The 16,916-nt window shown below is 71.4% G+C and carries 11 protein-coding genes and 1 pseudogene; 6 read left to right on the forward strand and 6 right to left on the reverse strand.

The window, feature by feature from the left end; all coding sequences use genetic code 11:
* The 3 genes and pseudogenes from ACQEXA_RS40245 to ACQEXA_RS40255 all read right to left on the reverse strand — a co-directional run.
* Entirely contained in the window at positions 1-1,155 is a 1,155-nt protein-coding gene (locus ACQEXA_RS40245) for an ADP-ribosylglycohydrolase family protein (RefSeq protein WP_433132497.1), read from the reverse strand.
* Between the two features lie 7 nt (positions 1,156-1,162).
* On the reverse strand, positions 1,163-2,290 hold the full coding sequence (locus ACQEXA_RS40250) for an ADP-ribosylglycohydrolase family protein (RefSeq protein WP_433132499.1): 1,128 nt from the start codon (positions 2,288-2,290) through the stop codon (positions 1,163-1,165).
* A gap of 641 nt (positions 2,291-2,931) precedes the next feature.
* A pseudogene (locus tag ACQEXA_RS40255) lies at positions 2,932-3,945 on the reverse strand (ADP-ribosylglycohydrolase family protein); the annotation flags it as partial.
* Positions 3,946-4,213: 268 nt separating this feature from the next.
* Between ACQEXA_RS40255 and ACQEXA_RS40260 the strand changes: the two are divergent.
* The 3 genes from ACQEXA_RS40260 (at position 4,214) to ACQEXA_RS40270 (ending at position 11,368) form a co-directional block, all read left to right on the forward strand.
* A complete protein-coding gene (locus ACQEXA_RS40260; protein WP_432926574.1) occupies positions 4,214-4,945 on the forward strand; it encodes a VIT1/CCC1 transporter family protein in 732 nt (243 codons plus the stop codon).
* A 368-nt stretch (positions 4,946-5,313) separates the two neighbouring features.
* A complete protein-coding gene (gene gltB, locus ACQEXA_RS40265) occupies positions 5,314-9,912 on the forward strand; it encodes a glutamate synthase large subunit (protein ID WP_432939086.1) in 4,599 nt (1,532 codons plus the stop codon).
* On the forward strand, positions 9,905-11,368 hold the full coding sequence (locus ACQEXA_RS40270) for a glutamate synthase subunit beta (RefSeq protein WP_360989301.1): 1,464 nt from the start codon (positions 9,905-9,907) through the stop codon (positions 11,366-11,368). The genes gltB and ACQEXA_RS40270 overlap by 8 nt, the downstream gene beginning before the upstream one ends.
* A 128-nt stretch (positions 11,369-11,496) precedes the next feature.
* On the opposite strand, the gene ACQEXA_RS40275 is transcribed toward ACQEXA_RS40270, so the two are convergent.
* Positions 11,497-12,408: a rhomboid family intramembrane serine protease gene (locus ACQEXA_RS40275; RefSeq protein WP_433132501.1), complete on the reverse strand. Its 912-nt coding sequence runs from the start codon at positions 12,406-12,408 to the stop codon at positions 11,497-11,499.
* Positions 12,409-12,552: 144 nt separating this feature from the next.
* On the opposite strand from ACQEXA_RS40275, the gene ACQEXA_RS40280 reads away from it, so the two are divergent.
* Positions 12,553-13,272 carry a vWA domain-containing protein gene (locus ACQEXA_RS40280; protein ID WP_433132503.1) on the forward strand — a complete coding sequence of 240 codons (720 nt, stop codon included), beginning with the start codon at positions 12,553-12,555 and terminating at the stop codon, positions 13,270-13,272.
* Positions 13,273-13,293: 21 nt separating this feature from the next.
* On the opposite strand, the gene ACQEXA_RS40285 is transcribed toward ACQEXA_RS40280, so the two are convergent.
* Positions 13,294-14,250: an acyl-CoA dehydrogenase family protein gene (locus tag ACQEXA_RS40285; RefSeq protein WP_433132505.1), complete on the reverse strand. Its 957-nt coding sequence runs from the start codon at positions 14,248-14,250 to the stop codon at positions 13,294-13,296.
* Complete coding sequence (locus ACQEXA_RS40290; RefSeq protein ID WP_432926568.1) at positions 14,250-15,389, reverse strand: acyl-CoA dehydrogenase family protein; 1,140 nt, start codon at positions 15,387-15,389, stop codon at positions 14,250-14,252. Before ACQEXA_RS40290 ends, ACQEXA_RS40285 begins: the two co-directional genes overlap by 1 nt.
* A 59-nt stretch (positions 15,390-15,448) precedes the next feature.
* Here ACQEXA_RS40290 and ACQEXA_RS40295 point away from each other — a divergent pair, with 59 nt between their 5' ends.
* Together ACQEXA_RS40295 and ACQEXA_RS40300 are read left to right on the forward strand one after the other, a co-directional pair.
* The gene (locus tag ACQEXA_RS40295) at positions 15,449-16,234 is read left to right on the forward strand and encodes an SDR family oxidoreductase (protein ID WP_432926566.1); all 786 of its coding nucleotides are present in this window, start codon (positions 15,449-15,451) and stop codon (positions 16,232-16,234) included.
* Positions 16,235-16,276: 42 nt separating this feature from the next.
* Positions 16,277-16,888, forward strand: coding sequence for a TetR/AcrR family transcriptional regulator (locus ACQEXA_RS40300; protein WP_432926564.1), 612 nt, complete (start codon positions 16,277-16,279; stop codon positions 16,886-16,888).
* The last annotated feature ends 28 nt before the right edge of the window (positions 16,889-16,916 follow it).

Below are 16,916 nucleotides of genomic sequence, written 5' to 3' on the forward strand. Positions count from 1 at the left end.
TCAGCCTCCGATCCCGGCGAACGCCGCCTCGTGGGCGCGGCGGCGGCTCACGTCGCGGGCGAAGATCTCGCGGGTGACCTCGGTGAGGGTCAGTGCCGGGGCGTGCAGGTCCAGACGGCTCGCCTCCGCCACCGCCTTCGCCCAGTACTCGGGGACCTCCGAGCCCAGGGCGCCGGTGATCGCCCCCGCCATCGTCGCGGTGGAGTCGCAGTCCCGGCCGTAGTTCACCGCGCCGAGCACCGCGTGGCGGTAGTCGCCGCGGGCCACGATCATCATGCCCAGCGCCACCGGGAGTTCCTCGATCGTGTGCAGCCGCGAGGGGCGGCGGGCACCGAGGGACGGCGCGCGGTAGTCGGGGCCGACCGTGTCGTACGGCGCCACCGCCTCCTGCAGCGGCCGGAGTGCCGATTCGAAGTCCGAGTAGCGGGAGGCCGCGTCGCAGACCGTCTCGATGGCGGCGCGTGTCCCGTCCTTCGCGAGGGACAGGCATGCGGCGACGACCGAGTCGGGGGTCGCGCCCGGCTCGCACGCCGCGGCCACGGCCGCCGCGAAAACACCGGCCGCCTCCCTGCCGTACGACGACTGGTGCGCCCCCGCCACGTCCAGTGCCTCGGCGTACGCGCCCGCCGGATTGGCCGCGTTGACCAGGCCGACCGGCGCCATGTACATCGCGGCACCGCAGTTGACGATGTTGCCGACGCCTGCCTCGCGGGGGTCGGCATGGCCGTAGTGCAGCCGGGCCACCAGCCACTTCTCCGCGAGGAAGATCCGCTGGAGGGGGATCGCCTCCGACTCCAGCTCCGGGATCCAGCGCGGATTCGTCATCAGGTCGGGCACCAGGTGCCGGGCGACCGCGTACGCGTCGAGGTGGTCGCGGACGGCCGCGTACACCCGTACCAGCGCATGGGTCATGAGTGTGTCGTCGGTGATGTGGCCGTCGCCCTTGTGGTACGGGGCGACAGGGCGGGCCGTGCGCCAGTCGTCGCCGTGCCAGGGCCCGACGATCCCGTGCACACGGCCGCCGTGCCGTTCGGTGATCTGCTCGGGGGAGTAGCCCTCGACGGGCCCGCCGAGGGCGTCGCCGACGGCGGCGCCGACCAGGGCGCCGGTGATGCGTTCGTCCAGAGGGACCGTCTCGTCAAAAATGGGCGTCATGTCCGAATCATCCACCTGGGCCGGTCAGTTCCGTCGTCTCCAGCAGTTCGGCGAGGTGTACGAGGTTGGTCCCGGTGAGCCGGGGCAGCGCGCAGCCGGAGAGGGTGCGGCAGGCGTCCCGCCAGGCGGCCGGCACCGTCTGCCCGCCGCCGAGTGCCCCGGTGAGCGCGCCCGCGAGGGCCGGGGCGGAGTCGGCGACCCTCGACAGGCAGGCCGCGGCGGGCACGGCCTCGGCGATCCGGCCGCGCGCGGCCGTGGCCAGGGCGAGTGCGACCGGGACCGTCTCCGCGGCCGCGATGCCGTAGCTGTAGACGTGGTCGACGATCTGGTGCTCCAACTGCGGGACCACCGGGAAGGCCCCGTCGCTGTCACGGGCCAGCTTCAGGGCGTGCCGGGCGTTGCGCCCGATCTCGGTGGACTCGGGAAGCTCGGCGAGCGCGGCGGCCACACACGCGTCCACGGGCTCACCGCTGAGGGCGAGCGAGAGTGCCGCGGCCATGGCGCGGGCACCGTGCACGCCGTCGCCGTCCTGAGTGTAGCGGGCGTCGAACTCGGCCAGTTCGGCGGCGAGCCGGGGCTCTCCGGGATGCGCCACGGCGAGAACGCAGGCCCGGACGCAGGCCGCGTCGTCGAAGTAGTGCGGATTGTCGTGGCCGGTGGCGGGCGGGCGCAGACCGGTGGCGAGGTTGCCGAGACCCGCGCGTACGGAGATACGAGCGCGCAGCGTCAGCCGTGCCGACTCGACCTCGGGGGCCCGGTCGGCCGCAGCGGAGACCTCGCCGGCGATCTCGTTCCAGGACAGATCGATGGCCGCGCGCATCCTGCGCTGCCGGTCCAGGTCGCCGAGCGCGCTGCCGTCCCCGGCCCGCAGCACGGCATGAGCCGCGAACGCCGCCCACTCGGCGTCGTCCGAGGGCCCGAGCCTGAGCGGCTCCGGCGGCTGGTTGAGGGCGATCGGCACCGGCAGCGTGGTGGTCGCGTTCTGCTCCGCGAAGGTGTCCAGCTCCCGGGTCAGCCGCCGGGTCCACTCGGGCATACGGGCGGCCCGGTGCCGGGCGGCGGGCCATCCGGCGGCGTCGCCCGCGGCGAGCCCGAGCAGGAGGCCTTCGATACGACGCGGGGCCGCGCCGCTCACGGCTTCACCTCGCCCTCGTCCGGGACCTCCACGTACGCCGCTACCTCGCGGACCGTGGGACCGGACTGCCTTCGCGGGACGCGCGCCGCGGGGCCGCGAGGGGGCAGAGGGCCGCCGTGGCGTGCGGCGCGGCCGTGACTCGCGGGGTCGGCCGACGGGGCGGGGTCGCCGGGTTCCGTGGGATCGCCGGGTTCGGTGAGGTCGCGGACGGGTTCCGTGGGATGCCCGGGTTCCGTGAGACCGACAGGTTTTTCGGGCTCTATGGTGCCGATAGGTTCTGCGGGATCCCCGGGTTCAACGAGGCTGACGGGTTTTCCGGGCTCTTTGGTGCCGACGGGTTCTTCGCATTCTCCGGTACCGACGAGTTCTGTGTGTTCGTCGGGTTCAGCGGCGCCCGCCGGTGGCGTGGGGCCGCCGCGGCGCGCGGGGTCGGCCCGTCGTGTGCGGCCGGTCCGCCGCGCGGGATTCCCCGGCCCCGCCGGACCGCGGTCCCGCACCGCATCGCCGGCCCGTGTCCCATGGCCGCCCCGCACCGTGTCCCCGCGCCGCGCGGGGCCGCCCTCGCGCCGGGCGTGGCCCTCGCGGCGTACCCGGCCGCCGGGACGTACGCCTGTCCCCCTGCCCCACAGCCCCGCGATGGCCGCCCCCCACTTCCCGTCCCCGTCCCCGGGCGTCAGCAGTTCCGCCACGTCCAGGACGTGGTGGCCCTCCATGGAGGGCAGACAGCTCCCCCGGGCCGGGCCGATCGCCGCCGCCCATTCGGCCGGGATCGCGGAGATCCCGTGGGTCGCGCCCGCGAGGGCGCCCGCGACCGCCGCCGTGGTGTCGGCGTCACGGCCCATGTTGACCGCCGTGAGCACCGACTCCGTGAAGTCGCCGTCGGCCGCCGCGTACGCGCCGAAGGCCAGGGCCACCGCCTCCGGGGCGAGGTCGGTCCAGGGGTAGCCGCCGATCACGACCGCGGAGCGCACCGCGCGGGCGCCCCGGTGGGCGGCGGCGACCGCGCGGCGCAGGGAGCGGGCCGTCCATGAGTCGTCGGGGACGACCGCGAGGGCCGAGGCCACCACGGCGACCGTGGGCGCGCCCGCCATCGCCGCCGCGACCCCGGCGGCGACCGCCTGACCGCCGTAGATGCCCTCTCCTTCGTGGCTCACCGAGCCGTCGATCGCCACCAGCCGGGCCGCCTCCGCGGGACGGCCCGCGGCGAAGACGCCGAAGGGCGCCGCACGCATGGCGAGACCGTCGCTCCAGGCGTGCCGGTGCTGCGCCGTGATGGGCGCGGCAAGGCCCCGGCGGAGGTTCTCCAGCGTGCCCCGCTCACTGAACCCCGCACCCCGGAACGGCCCCTCGTCCCGGTCCGCGATCCACTGGTGCCAGGCCGCCTCCACATGCGCCACGGTCAGCGCCGAGCCGTGCCGGGCGAGCAGCAGCCCCGAGAAGATCGCGTACTCGGTGTCGTCCGTGCCGGAGGGCCGCTCGGCCACATACCCGGTGATGCGGCCCCAGCGGGCGCGGATCTCGGACGGCCTGAGGTTCTCGGCGGGAGCCCCCAGTGCGTCCCCCACGGCGAGGCCGAGCAGTGCGCCGCGCGCCCGTTCGCGCAGTCCGGCGGCGTCGCCGGGCGCCGGGGCCGGGGGAATGCAGGCGATGGCCATACGGTGCCTCTCCTTTCGGGCACCCCCCTGTTCCGGGGTGTGGAACCCCTTTGCGGATCTGTGCCACGGGAGCGGTTCCGCAGAGCCTCACGGGCCCCAGCATCACCCGACCGACATCTGTGCAGGTTGTTACTCGTATGAGCAAGAGAAGGTAAAAGCGCAGGTTAGCCCAGCCTTTCCTTGCTGGCGGCGATGCAATTTCCGACGTACTTTCGTTGTTGTCGAAAAGTGGAAGCAGTCCAATCCAGCACCTTTTGGGGGACCGGGCATGGCCATCATCGAGACCGAGGCGGCGCTGCACGAGGCGCATCGCGACAACCACACCCACCGCGATGTGAACGGTGGCTGGCTGCGCCCGGCCGTCTTCGGTGCGATGGACGGCCTGGTCTCCAACCTGGCCCTGATGACCGGTGTCGCGGGTGGCTCGGTCAGTCAGCAGACCATCATCATCACCGGGCTCGTGGGCCTGGCCGCCGGTGCCTTCTCCATGGCCGCGGGCGAGTATACGTCGGTCGCCTCCCAGCGTGAGCTGGTCGAGGCCGAACTCGACGTCGAGCGCCGTGAGTTGAGAAAGCATCCGGAGGACGAGCAGGAGGAGCTGGCGGCGCTGTACGAGGCGCGTGGCGTCGACCCCGCGCTCGCCCGCGAGGTCGCGAGGCAGCTCTCCCGGGACCCCGAGCAGGCCCTGGAGATCCACGCGCGCGAGGAACTCGGCGTCGACCCGGGCGACCTGCCCTCCCCGGCGGTGGCCGCCGTCTCCAGCTTCGGCTCGTTCGCGCTCGGCGCCCTTCTGCCTCTGCTGCCGTATCTGCTCGGCGCCCACGCCCTGTGGCCCGCCGTGCTGCTCGCCCTCGCCGGTCTCTTCGGGTGCGGCGCGGTCGTGGCCAAGGTGACCGCACGCAGCTGGTGGTACAGCGGTCTGCGGCAGCTCGCCCTCGGAGGCGCGGCCGCAGGTGTGACCTACCTCCTGGGCAGCCTGTTCGGTACCGCCATAGGATGACGCGTGGAGTGACTTATGCGAGGGACCGCATAAGTAGCCGCCCCACTGTTACTCGGCGGTTTCGACTGCTTAACCAGCGGGCATGAGCCGTAAGCGCCGCGGGCAACGACGCCTGCACCGCACTGCACAGCGGTGGGCGATGAAGCCTGCCGTACCCTGGATCTTCGGACACTGATCTGTCCGCAAACGCCCCCTTTCTTCGCCGCACGTGAAACCCGTGCAACGTGCCGGTGGCGTCCGCATGCTGGAACGATCTATCCGGTTCCCGAGAAGCGCTCCATCATGTAACCTGCACGAAATTTTTTCGCAGAGGGCCAACGTCGTCCCTCGGCACTGCCATATGCCACATGACGACGACGGGAGAGCCGATGCGTACGCCGCGCCAGCCGTCCCAGCATTCCGCGAATGGCCAGAACTGGTCGTTCATGGATGCTCGCCCTGCTGCGCAGGGTATGTACGACCCCCGCAACGAGCACGACGCCTGCGGCGTCGGGTTCGTGGCCACCCTCACCGGCGAGGCGAGCCATGGGCTGGTCGAGCAGGCGCTGACCGTACTGCGCAACCTGGAGCACCGCGGTGCCACCGGCTCCGAGCCCGACTCGGGTGACGGTGCCGGCATTCTCTCCCAGGTGCCCGACGCCTTCTTCCGTGAGGTGGCCGGATTCGAACTGCCCGAGGCGGGCGCTTACGCCGTCGGCATCGCCTTCCTGCCCGAGCCGGGCGCCGCCGAGGCCGTCTCGCAGATCGAGACGATCGCGGCCGGTGAGGGCCTGACCGTCCTCGGCTGGCGCGAGGTCCCGGTCGCCCCCGAGCTGCTGGGCGCGGCCGCCCGCTCCACGATGCCCGCCTTCCGCCAGCTCTTCGTCACCGGGGGAGACGCCGCCCAGGGCATCGACCTCGACCGCAAGGCCTTCGTGCTGCGCAAGCGCGCCGAGCGCGAGGCCGGCGTGTACTTCCCGTCGCTGTCCGCGCGCACGATCGTGTACAAGGGCATGCTCACCACCGGCCAGCTGGAGCCCTTCTTCCCGGACCTGTCCGACCGCCGCTTCGCCACGGCCATCGCGCTGGTCCACTCGCGCTTCTCCACCAACACCTTCCCGAGCTGGCCGCTCGCCCACCCGTACCGCTTCGTCGCGCACAACGGCGAGATCAACACGGTCAAGGGCAACCGCAACTGGATGCGCGCCCGCGAGTCGCAGCTGGTGTCCGACCTGTTCGGCCCCCAGGAGAAGCTGGAGCGGATCTTCCCGGTCTGCACCCCGGATGCCTCGGACTCCGCGTCCTTCGACGAGGTACTCGAGCTGCTGCACCTCGGCGGCCGCTCCCTGCCGCACTCCGTGCTGATGATGATCCCGGAGGCGTGGGAGAACCACGACTCCATGGACCCGGCCCGGCGCGCCTTCTACCAGTTCCACTCCACGATGATGGAGCCCTGGGACGGCCCCGCCTGCGTCACGTTCACCGACGGTACCCAGGTCGGCGCCGTGCTCGACCGCAACGGTCTGCGCCCCGGTCGCTACTGGGTCACCGACGACGGCCTCGTCGTCCTCGGCTCCGAGGTCGGCGTCCTCGACATCGACCCCGCCAGGGTCGTCCGCAAGGGCCGGCTGCAGCCCGGCCGTATGTTCCTCGTCGACACCGCCGAGCACCGCATCATCGAGGACGACGAGATCAAGGCGACGCTCGCCGCGGCCCACCCGTACCAGGAGTGGCTGGAGGCCGGTGAGATCGAGCTGGGCGACCTGCCCGAGCGCGAGCACATCGTGCACACCCACGCCTCGGTCACCCGCCGCCAGCAGACCTTCGGCTACACCGAGGAGGAGCTGCGCGTCCTCCTCGCGCCGATGGCCAAGGCCGGCGCCGAGCCGATCGGCTCGATGGGCACCGACTCGCCGATCGCCGCGCTGTCCGAGCGTCCGCGTCTGCTCTTCGACTACTTCACCCAGCTGTTCGCGCAGGTCACCAACCCGCCGCTGGACGCCATCCGCGAGGAGCTGGTCACCTCCCTGCGCTCGTCGCTCGGCCCCCAGGGCAACCTGCTGGAGCCGACCGCGGCCTCCTGCCGCAGCGTCGTGCTGCCCTTCCCGGTGATCGACAACGACGAGCTGGCCAAGCTCATCCACATCAACGCCGACGGCGACATGCCCGGCATGAAGGCCGCGACGCTCTCCGGTCTGTTCCGGGTCTCCGGTGGCGGCGACGCCCTCGCCGCGCGCCTCGAGGAGATCTGCGCGGAGACCGACGCCGCCATCGAGAACGGCGCCCGCCTGATCGTCCTGTCGGACCGCCACTCGGACGCCGAGCACGCGCCGATCCCGTCGCTGCTGCTCACCGCGGCCGTCCACCACCACCTCATCCGTACCAAGCAGCGCAGTCATGTGGGCCTGCTGGTCGAGGCCGGTGACGTCCGCGAGGTGCACCACGTCGCCCTGCTGATCGGCTACGGCGCCGCGGCGGTCAACCCGTACCTGGCGATGGAGTCCGTCGAGGACCTGGTCCGCGCAGGGACGTTCCTGCCGGGCATCGAGACCGAGAAGGCCATCCGCAACCTGATCTACGCCCTCGGCAAGGGCGTCCTGAAGGTCATGTCCAAGATGGGCATCTCGACCGTCGCCTCCTACCGCGGCGCCCAGGTCTTCGAGGCCGTCGGCCTGGACGAGGCCTTCGTCGACAAGTACTTCAACGGCACGGCCACCAAGATCGGCGGCGTCGGCATCGACGTCATCGCCAAGGAGGTCGCCGCCCGCCACGCCAAGGCCTACCCGGCCTCCGGCATCGCTCCCGCGCACCGCGCGCTGGAGATCGGCGGCGAGTACCAGTGGCGCCGCGAGGGCGAGCCGCACCTGTTCGACCCGGAGACGGTCTTCCGCCTCCAGCACTCCACGCGCACCGGTCGCTACGACATCTTCAAGAAGTACACGTCCCGCGTGAACGAGCAGTCCGAGCGCCTGATGACGCTGCGCGGCCTGTTCGGCTTCAAGTCCGACCGCGCGCCGATCTCCATCGACGAGGTCGAGCCGGTCTCCGAGATCGTCAGGCGCTTCTCCACCGGCGCCATGTCGTACGGCTCCATCTCCAAGGAGGCGCACGAGACGCTCGCCGTCGCCATGAACCAGCTGGGCGCCAAGTCCAACACCGGTGAGGGCGGCGAGGACCCGGACCGCCTGTACGACCCGGCGCGCCGCTCGGCGATCAAGCAGGTGGCGTCCGGCCGCTTCGGCGTGACCTCGGAGTACCTGGTCAACGCGGACGACATCCAGATCAAGATGGCCCAGGGCGCGAAGCCCGGCGAGGGCGGTCAGCTGCCCGGCCACAAGGTCTACCCGTGGGTGGCCAAGACCCGGCACTCGACGCCGGGCGTCGGCCTGATCTCCCCGCCGCCGCACCACGACATCTACTCCATCGAGGACCTGGCCCAGCTGATCCACGACCTGAAGAACGCGAACCCGCAGGCGCGGATCCACGTGAAGCTGGTCTCGGAGGTCGGCGTCGGCACGGTCGCAGCGGGTGTCTCCAAGGCGCACGCGGACGTCGTCCTGATCTCCGGTCACGACGGCGGCACCGGCGCCTCCCCGCTCACGTCGCTGAAGCACGCCGGCGGTCCCTGGGAGCTCGGTCTCGCCGAGACCCAGCAGACCCTGCTGCTCAACGGCCTGCGCGACCGGATCGTCGTGCAGACCGACGGCCAGCTGAAGACCGGCCGTGACGTGGTCATCGCCGCGCTGCTCGGCGCCGAGGAGTTCGGCTTCGCGACCGCGCCGCTCGTCGTCTCCGGCTGCATCATGATGCGCGTCTGCCACCTGGACACCTGCCCGGTCGGCATCGCCACGCAGAACCCGGTGCTGCGCGAGCGCTTCACCGGCAAGGCCGAGTTCGTCGTGAACTTCTTCCAGTTCATCGCCGAGGAGGTCCGCGAACTCCTCGCGGAGCTGGGCTTCCGCTCCATCGAGGAGGCCGTCGGCCACGCCGAGGCGCTCGACGTCACCCGGGCCGTCGACCACTGGAAGGCCCAGGGCCTGGACCTGGCGCCGCTGTTCCACGTGCCCGAACTGGCGGAGGGCGCGGTGCGCCACCAAGTGATCGCCCAGGACCACGGCCTGGAGAAGGCGCTCGACAACGAGCTGATCAAGCTCGCCGCCGACGCGCTGGCCGCGAACTCCCAGGCCGACGCCCAGCCGGTGCGCGCCCAGGTCGCGATCCGCAACATCAACCGCACGGTCGGCACCATGCTCGGCCACGAGGTGACGAAGAAGTTCGGTGGCGCGGGCCTGCCCGACGACACCATCGACATCACCTTCACGGGTTCGGCGGGCCAGTCCTTCGGCGCCTTCCTGCCGCGCGGCATCACGCTGCGCCTGGAGGGCGACGCCAACGACTACGTCGGCAAGGGCCTGTCCGGCGGCCGGGTCATCGTGCGCCCGGACCGCGCAGCCGAGCACCTCGCCGAGTACTCGACGATCGCGGGCAACACTCTCGCGTACGGCGCGACCGGCGGTGAGCTGTTCCTGCGCGGTCGTACGGGTGAGCGGTTCTGTGTCCGCAACTCGGGTGCGCTCGTGGTGTCGGAGGGCGTGGGCGACCACGGCTGCGAGTACATGACCGGTGGCCACGCCGTGGTGCTCGGACCCACGGGCCGCAACTTCGCGGCCGGCATGTCGGGCGGTATCGCCTACGTCGTCGACCTGGACCGCGACAACGTCAACGCCGGCAACCAGGGCTCCATCGAGCCGCTGGACGACACGGACAAGCAGTGGCTGCACGACGTGGTGCGCCGCCACGCCGAGGACACCGGTTCCACGGTCGCCGAGAAGCTCCTCGCGGAGTGGCCCGTCTCCGTGGAGCGCTTCAGCAAGATCATCCCCAGCACGTACAAGGCAGTGCTCGCCGCCAAGGACGCCGCCGAGCGAGCCGGTCTCACCGAGACCGAGATCACCGAGAAGATGATGGAGGCGGCGACCAATGGCTGATCCCAAGGGCTTCCTGACGCACGGCCGCGAGGTCGCCACGTCCCGTCCGGTGGGTGAGCGCGTCAAGGACTGGAACGAGGTCTACGTTCCCGGCTCGCTGCTGCCGATCATCAGCAAGCAGGCCAGCCGGTGCATGGACTGCGGCATCCCGTTCTGCCACAACGGCTGCCCGCTCGGGAACCTCATCCCCGAGTGGAACGACTACGCCTACCGCGAGGACTGGACCGAGGCCTCCGAGCGGCTGCACGCCACGAACAACTTCCCGGAGTTCACCGGCCGCCTGTGCCCGGCGCCCTGCGAGTCGGCGTGCGTGCTCGGCATCAACCAGCAGCCGGTCACCATCAAGAACGTCGAGGTCTCGATCATCGACAAGGCGTGGGACAGCGGTGACGTCAAGCCGCAGGCCCCCGAGCGCCTGTCCGGCAAGACCGTCGCGGTCATCGGCTCCGGTCCGGCGGGTCTCGCCGCCGCCCAGCAGCTGACCCGGGCCGGCCACACGGTCGCAGTGTACGAGCGCGCGGACCGCGTCGGCGGTCTGCTCCGCTACGGCATCCCCGAGTTCAAGATGGAGAAGCGGCACATCAACCGCCGTATCGAGCAGATGCGCGCGGAGGGCACCCGCTTCCGTACCGGTGTCGAGATCGGCCACGACCTCAAGGCGACGGACCTGCGCAAGCGGTACGACGCCGTGGTCATCGCCGCGGGCGCGACGACCGCACGTGACCTCCCGGTCCCCGGCCGCGAGCTCAAGGGCGTGTACCAGGCCATGGAGTACCTGCCGCTGTCCAACAAGGTGCAGGAGGGCGACTACGTGACCTCGCCGATCTCGGCCGAGGGCAAGCACGTCATCGTGATCGGCGGCGGCGACACGGGCGCGGACTGCGTCGGCACCGCCCACCGCCAGGGCGCGGCCTCCGTCACCCAGCTGGAGATCATGCCCCGCCCGAACGACGAGCGGCACCCGGTCAGCCAGCCGTGGCCGACCTTCCCGGTCCTCTACAAGGTCACCTCGGCCCACGAGGAGGGCGGCGAGCGCATCTACTCGGCCTCCACGACCCACTTCGAGGGCGACGAGGACGGCAATGTGCAGTGGCTGCACCTGGCCGAGGTCGAGTTCGTGGACGGCAAGCTGACCCAGAAGCCGGGCACCGAGCGCAAGATCCCGGCGCAGCTGGTCACCCTCGCCATGGGCTTCACCGGCACGGACCAGCAGAACGGCCTGGTCGAGCAGTTCGGCCTGGAGCTGGACGCGCGTGGCAACATCGCTCGCGACGCCGACTTCCAGACCAACGTTCCGGGCGTGTTCGTGGCGGGCGACGCCGGCCGCGGCCAGTCCCTGATCGTGTGGGCGATCGCGGAGGGCCGCTCGGCCGCCCGCGGTGTCGACCGCTTCCTCACGGGCGCCAGCGACCTGCCCGCCCCGATCCGTCCCACGGACCGTAGTCTGGCGGTCTGACAGCCCCACCCACGTCCCGTACAACGGCGTACGGAACTGAGCACGGCGCCCGCCTCTGTCCCCGACCGGACTCTGGGCGGGCGCCGCGGCGCGTCCGGGGACGGTTCAGCGACGGCGGTCCGCGCCGCTCATCCCGTCAGCTCCGTCACCTTGCCCACCGTCAGCAGCACCAGCAGCACCAGAAGTCCGAGGCAGGCGGCCGTCTGGATCATGCCGCGACGCGGGCCCCTGGGCACGTACGCGTACACCAGCGTCACCAGCCCGCCGGCCAGCAGACCGCCGAGGTGCCCCTGCCAGGAGGTGAGGCCGGCGGAGATCAGCAGCCACACCAGCAGGCCCGCCATGAAACGGTTGACGGTGCTCATGTCGGCGCCGAGCCGCTTGGCCATGACGTAGTACGCGGCGCCCAGCCCGAAGATGGCGCCGGACGCGCCGACCGTCGGGGTGTCGGGCGCGAGCAGCAGGACGAGCACCGACCCGCCGAGGGCCGACAGCAGATAGAGCGCGAGGTAGCGGACGCGGCCCAGCTGCGCCTCGACCACCCGCCCGATGTTCCACAGCGACACCATGTTCATCACGATGTGCAGGATCCCGAACGTCCCCTGAGTGGGCGGGAGATGCAGGAACGCGCCGGTCAGCAGGCGCTCCCACTGCCCGCCCACGACACCCTCGGCGTGCCACCCGGACGGATACGGGTACTGCCACAGATAGTGTCCGCCGCTCGCGTCCCGGAGCCCGGCCCCCAGCATCGCGAACCGGTCCTCGATCGCGGGGCGCACCAGCTCACCGAGGTAGGCGAGCACGTTGAGGCCGATCAGCACATACGTCACCATGGGGGCGGTGGTGATCCGGCCACCGAACGCCGTGCGGGCCTGGCGGATCGACCGGGCCCCCTCCTTCACACACTCCGGGCACTGGTGGCCGACAGCCGCCTCGCGCATGCAGTCCGGGCAGATGTAGCGGTCGCAGCGGACGCAGCGCACATGCGACTCCACCTTGGAGTGGCGGTAGCAGGTGGTGACGGTGGACTCGGACTCCACAGCCGGCTCCTCGAACGGGGTTGGACGGGTGGTGAGCCGGTGGGGACGGCGGCGAACAAAATAGCGAACCTACGGGGAAGGTGATCGGCGGGGGCGGCAGTGTCGTAACGTCGGCCTCCCGTCCCGCCGGCGCAAGGAGACCGCATGGCAGCGATCAGCCTCCGCAAGGTCGAGGAGACCGCCCCCGCGCTGGTCAGCCTGTACAAGAGCGCCGGGGTGTCCCTCACCAAGCACGGGCTGGGCGGACAGCGGGCCGCCGTCTACCTGGTCGTCGACTACTCCGGGTCCATGAAGCCGTACTACAAGGACGGCAGTGTGCAGGCGCTCGCCGAGCGGGTGCTCGGGTTGTCCGCGCACCTCGACGACGACGGCAGCGTGCCGCTCGTCTTCTTCTCCACGGACATTGACGCCGTGAGCGCGATATCGCTCGACCAGCACCAGGGCCGGATCGACACGATCGTGGCCGGACTCGGGCACATGGGCAAAACCAGCTACCACCTGGCGATGGACGCCGTCATCGACCACTACCTGGACAGCGGCTCCAAGGACCCGGCCCTCGTCGTCTTCCAGACCGACGGCGGCCCCATCAACAGGCCCGCCGCGGAACGGTATCTGTGCAAGGCGGCCAAGCTGCCGATGTTCTGGCAGTTCATCGGGTTCGGGGACCCGGGCAGCAAGCAGTTCGACTTCCTGCGCAGACTCGACGAGCTGCCGGTGCCGCAGAAGCGCGTGGTCGACAACGCGGGCTTCTTCCACGCCGGTTCGGACCCGCGGAAGGTGTCCGACGCCGAACTGTACGACCGGCTGGTGGGCGAGTTCCCCCAGTGGCTCGCGGCAGCCCGGGCTAAGGGCATCGTGACGTGAGGGCGCAGGTCACGCCGGCCCTCAGCCGCGCGGGCGGGCGCCGCTGAGTACGGCGGCGCGGCACTCCGCCGGCCCACCCCACGCCGTGCGCAGCGCACGTGCCTTGGTGAGCCAGAGGGAGAGGTCGTACTCGGCGGTGTAGCCGATCGCGCCGTGCAGTTGCAGTGCGGTGCGTGCGGTCGTGTAGGCCGCCTCGCAGGCCGCGACCTTGGCCGCGGCGAGGTCCGCCGGGGTCATCGTCAGAGCGGCTCCGAAGAGCAGCGGGCGTGCGAACTCCAAGGCGGTCAGGGCGTCGGCCAGCCGATGCTTGACCGCCTGGAACGAGCCGATGGGCACGCCGAACTGAACGCGCTGCGTGACGTATGCGACCGTCCGCTCGAGGAGAGCGAGGCCCACGCCCAGGGCCTGGGCGGCGGTGGCCAGGCGTGCCCAGCCGAGCGCGGACGGGGGAACCCCGGCGCGCAGCAGTTCTCCGCCGGGGAGCGGGGTGGCGAGCCGCCGTGCCGGATCGAGCGACGCCTTCGTCCCCGGCCGGCAGCCGGGGGACAGCCACACCTGACGGTCCCTCAGTGCGAGGACGACATCGGCCATGTCCCCGTCCAGGGCGTACGGCGCGCCGACCGTGGCCACGGCTTTGCCGGAGACCAGCTGGGGCAGCAGCCCCTCGGCGCGCTCGGGTAGGTCCGCGAGCAGGACCGCCGCGAGCACCGTCTCCACGAGGGGACCCGGTACCGCGTGGCGCCCCAGCTCCACGAAGGCCACCGCGAGCTCCACGGGCAGCGGGCCCGCCCCTTCGTACGTCTCGGGGACCGCCGGCGCGAAGACCCCCGCCTCCGCGATCCGGGACCACAGCGCTTGCCCGGCCGTGTGATCGCCCGCGCTCCAGGAGCGTACGATCGCCGGCGTGTCGGCTGCGGTGAGCAGTGCGTCCAGTGAGCGGGCGAAGGCGCGCTGCTCGTCGGTCGGCAGGAAACGCATCAGCGGCGGCCCTTCGGCAGGCCGAGCAGACGCTCGGCGATGATGTCGCGCTGGATCTCGTTCGTGCCCGCGTAGACGGGGCCCGCGAGGGAGAAGACATAGCCATCGGCCCAGGCACCGTCCGCCAACTCGCCGTCCGCGCCCAGCAGATCGAGCGCGGACTCGTGCAGAGCGATGTCCAACTCCGACCAGAAGACCTTGTTCAGGCTGGACTCCGCACCGGTCGGCTCACCGTCCAGGAACCGGGAGGCGCCCGCGTAGGTGAACAGCTGATAGGCGCGGGCGCCGATCAGGGCGTCGGCGACCCGGTCGCTCGCCGACGGCGGGCTGCCGTGGGCCCGCCACAGCTCCAGCAGCCGGTCGGCGGCGGCGAGGTAGCGGCCGGGGGAGCGGAGGGTGAGCCCGCGTTCGTTGCCCGTTGTTGCCATCGCGACCCGCCAGCCCTGACCGGGTTCGCCGAGCACGTCCTCGTCCGGGACGAAGACGTCGTCCAGGAAGATCTCGGCGAAGGCGGGCCTGCCGTCGAGACGGCCGATGGGCCGGACGGTCACACCGCGAGCACGCAGGTCGAACATGAGGTAGGTGAGGCCCTGGTGGGGCCTGGCCGCCTCCGGATCGCTGCGGAACAGCCCGAAGGCGCGATCGGCGAAGGCGGCCCGTGAGGACCACGTCTTCTGCCCGCCGAGCAGCCAGCCGCCCCGCGTCCGCACGGCCCTGGACCTGAGAGAGGCCAGGTCGGAGCCGGCCTCGGGCTCCGACCACGCCTGCGCCCAGACCACCTCGCCGGTGGCCATCGGCGGGAGCACCCGGGCCCGCTGTTCCTCGGTGCCGTGCTCGAACAGGGTCGGCGCCAGCAGATTGATGCCGTTCTGACCGACGCGGCCCGGTGCGCCCGCCGCGTAGTACTCCTCTTCGAAGATCAGCCACCGCACAAGACCCGCGTCCCGTCCGCCGTACGCGCGCGGCCAGGACACCACCGACCAGCGGTCCGCGGCGAGTTCGGCCTCCCATGCGCGGTGGGCCGCGAACCCTTCCTCCGTCTCCAGGGAGGGCAGCGGGTCCGCGGGCACATGCGCGGCGAGCCAGGACCGGGCCTCGGCGCGGAAGGCCTGGTCGGCGGGTGAGTGGGTGAGGTCCACGGCCGGTACCCTTCGAAGGCGGCTTCCCTAACAAGTGTTTGGTAGGTTAGCGTGGGCCCATGACAGGCGTCGAGAGTCCGTCGTACGTGCCCGGGCACGGGCTGCTGAAGGGCCGCACCGCCGTCATCACCGCCGCGGCCGGGGCGGGGATCGGCTCGGCGACCGCGCGCCGGTTCCTGGAGGAAGGCGCACGCGTGGTGATCAGCGACGCCCATGTGCGCCGCCTCGAGGAGTACGAGCGGGAGCTCGGCCGGGGGTTCGGCGGCGCGGTGACCGCGGTCGCCTGCGACGTCACCGACGAGTCCCAGGTGCAGGCACTCTTCGACACGGCCGCCAGGTCGCACGGCCGGCTCGACATCGTCGTCAACAACGCCGGAGTGGGCGGCACGGCGGCCCTGGCCGACATGACCGACGAGCAGTGGTCGAAGGTGCTCGATGTGACCCTGGGCGGCACCTTCCGCTGTGTGCGGGCGGCCCTGCGCTCGATGAAGGGCACGGGCGGTGGCGTGATCGTCAACAACGCCTCCGTGATCGGCTGGCGTGCCCAGGCCGGACAGGCCCACTACGCCGCCGCGAAGGCAGGCGTGATGGCCCTGACCCGCTGCGCCGCGATCGAGGCCGCGGAGTACGGAGTACGGGTCAACGCGGTCGCGCCGAGCCTCGCCATGCACCCCTACCTGGCGAAGGTGACGACCTCCGCACTCCTCGAGGAACTGACCACGCGGGAGGCCTTCGGGCGGTACGCGGAACCATGGGAGGTGGCCAATGTGATCGTCTTCCTGGCGTCCGGCTACTCCTCCTACATGACCGGCGAGGTCGTCGCCGTCAGCAGCCAGCACGCCTAGAGCCGTGCGATGGACCAGCACCACCGGGATCACAATGGACCCGTGCCGACCAAGAAGAAGCCCCAGGTGACCGCCGCGCCCGCCCGCCGCCGCGAACTCCTCGACACCGCAGCCGAGGTCTTCGCCGAGCAGGGCTACAACGCCACCACCGTACGCAAGATCGCGGACCACGCCGGGATGCTCGCGGGGAGCCTCTACTACCACTTCGATTCCAAGGAATCGATGCTGGAGGAGATCCTCCGCACCTTCCTCGACGAGCTCTGGGACGGCTACGACACCGTCCTGGACGCCGAACTCGGCCCGCGCGAAACGCTCGAGGCGCTGGTCACCGAGTCCTTCCGGGAGATCGACCGGCACCGCGCCGCCGTCGCGATCTACCAGAAGGAGTCCAGGCAGCTCGTGGCGCAGGAACGGTTCACGTTCCTCGCCGAGTCACAGCGCAAGTTCGAGAAGGCATGGCTGTCCACGCTGGAACACGGGGTCGCCGACCGGGTCTTCCGGTCCGACCTCGACGTCAGGCTCACCTACCGGTTCGTACGCGACACGGTGTGGGTCGCCGCGTCCTGGTACCGGCCCGGCGGACAGCACAGCCCGGAGGAGATCGCCCGGCAGTACCTGTCGATGGTGCTCGACGGCATCGCCGTACGGGAGTAACCCGTACATCAACCCCTTTCCTCTCCAA

Origin of the sequence: Streptomyces sp. CA-106110, from assembly GCF_050936285.1 — a bacterium.
Taxonomy (GTDB): Bacteria; Actinomycetota; Actinomycetes; order Streptomycetales; family Streptomycetaceae; genus Streptomyces.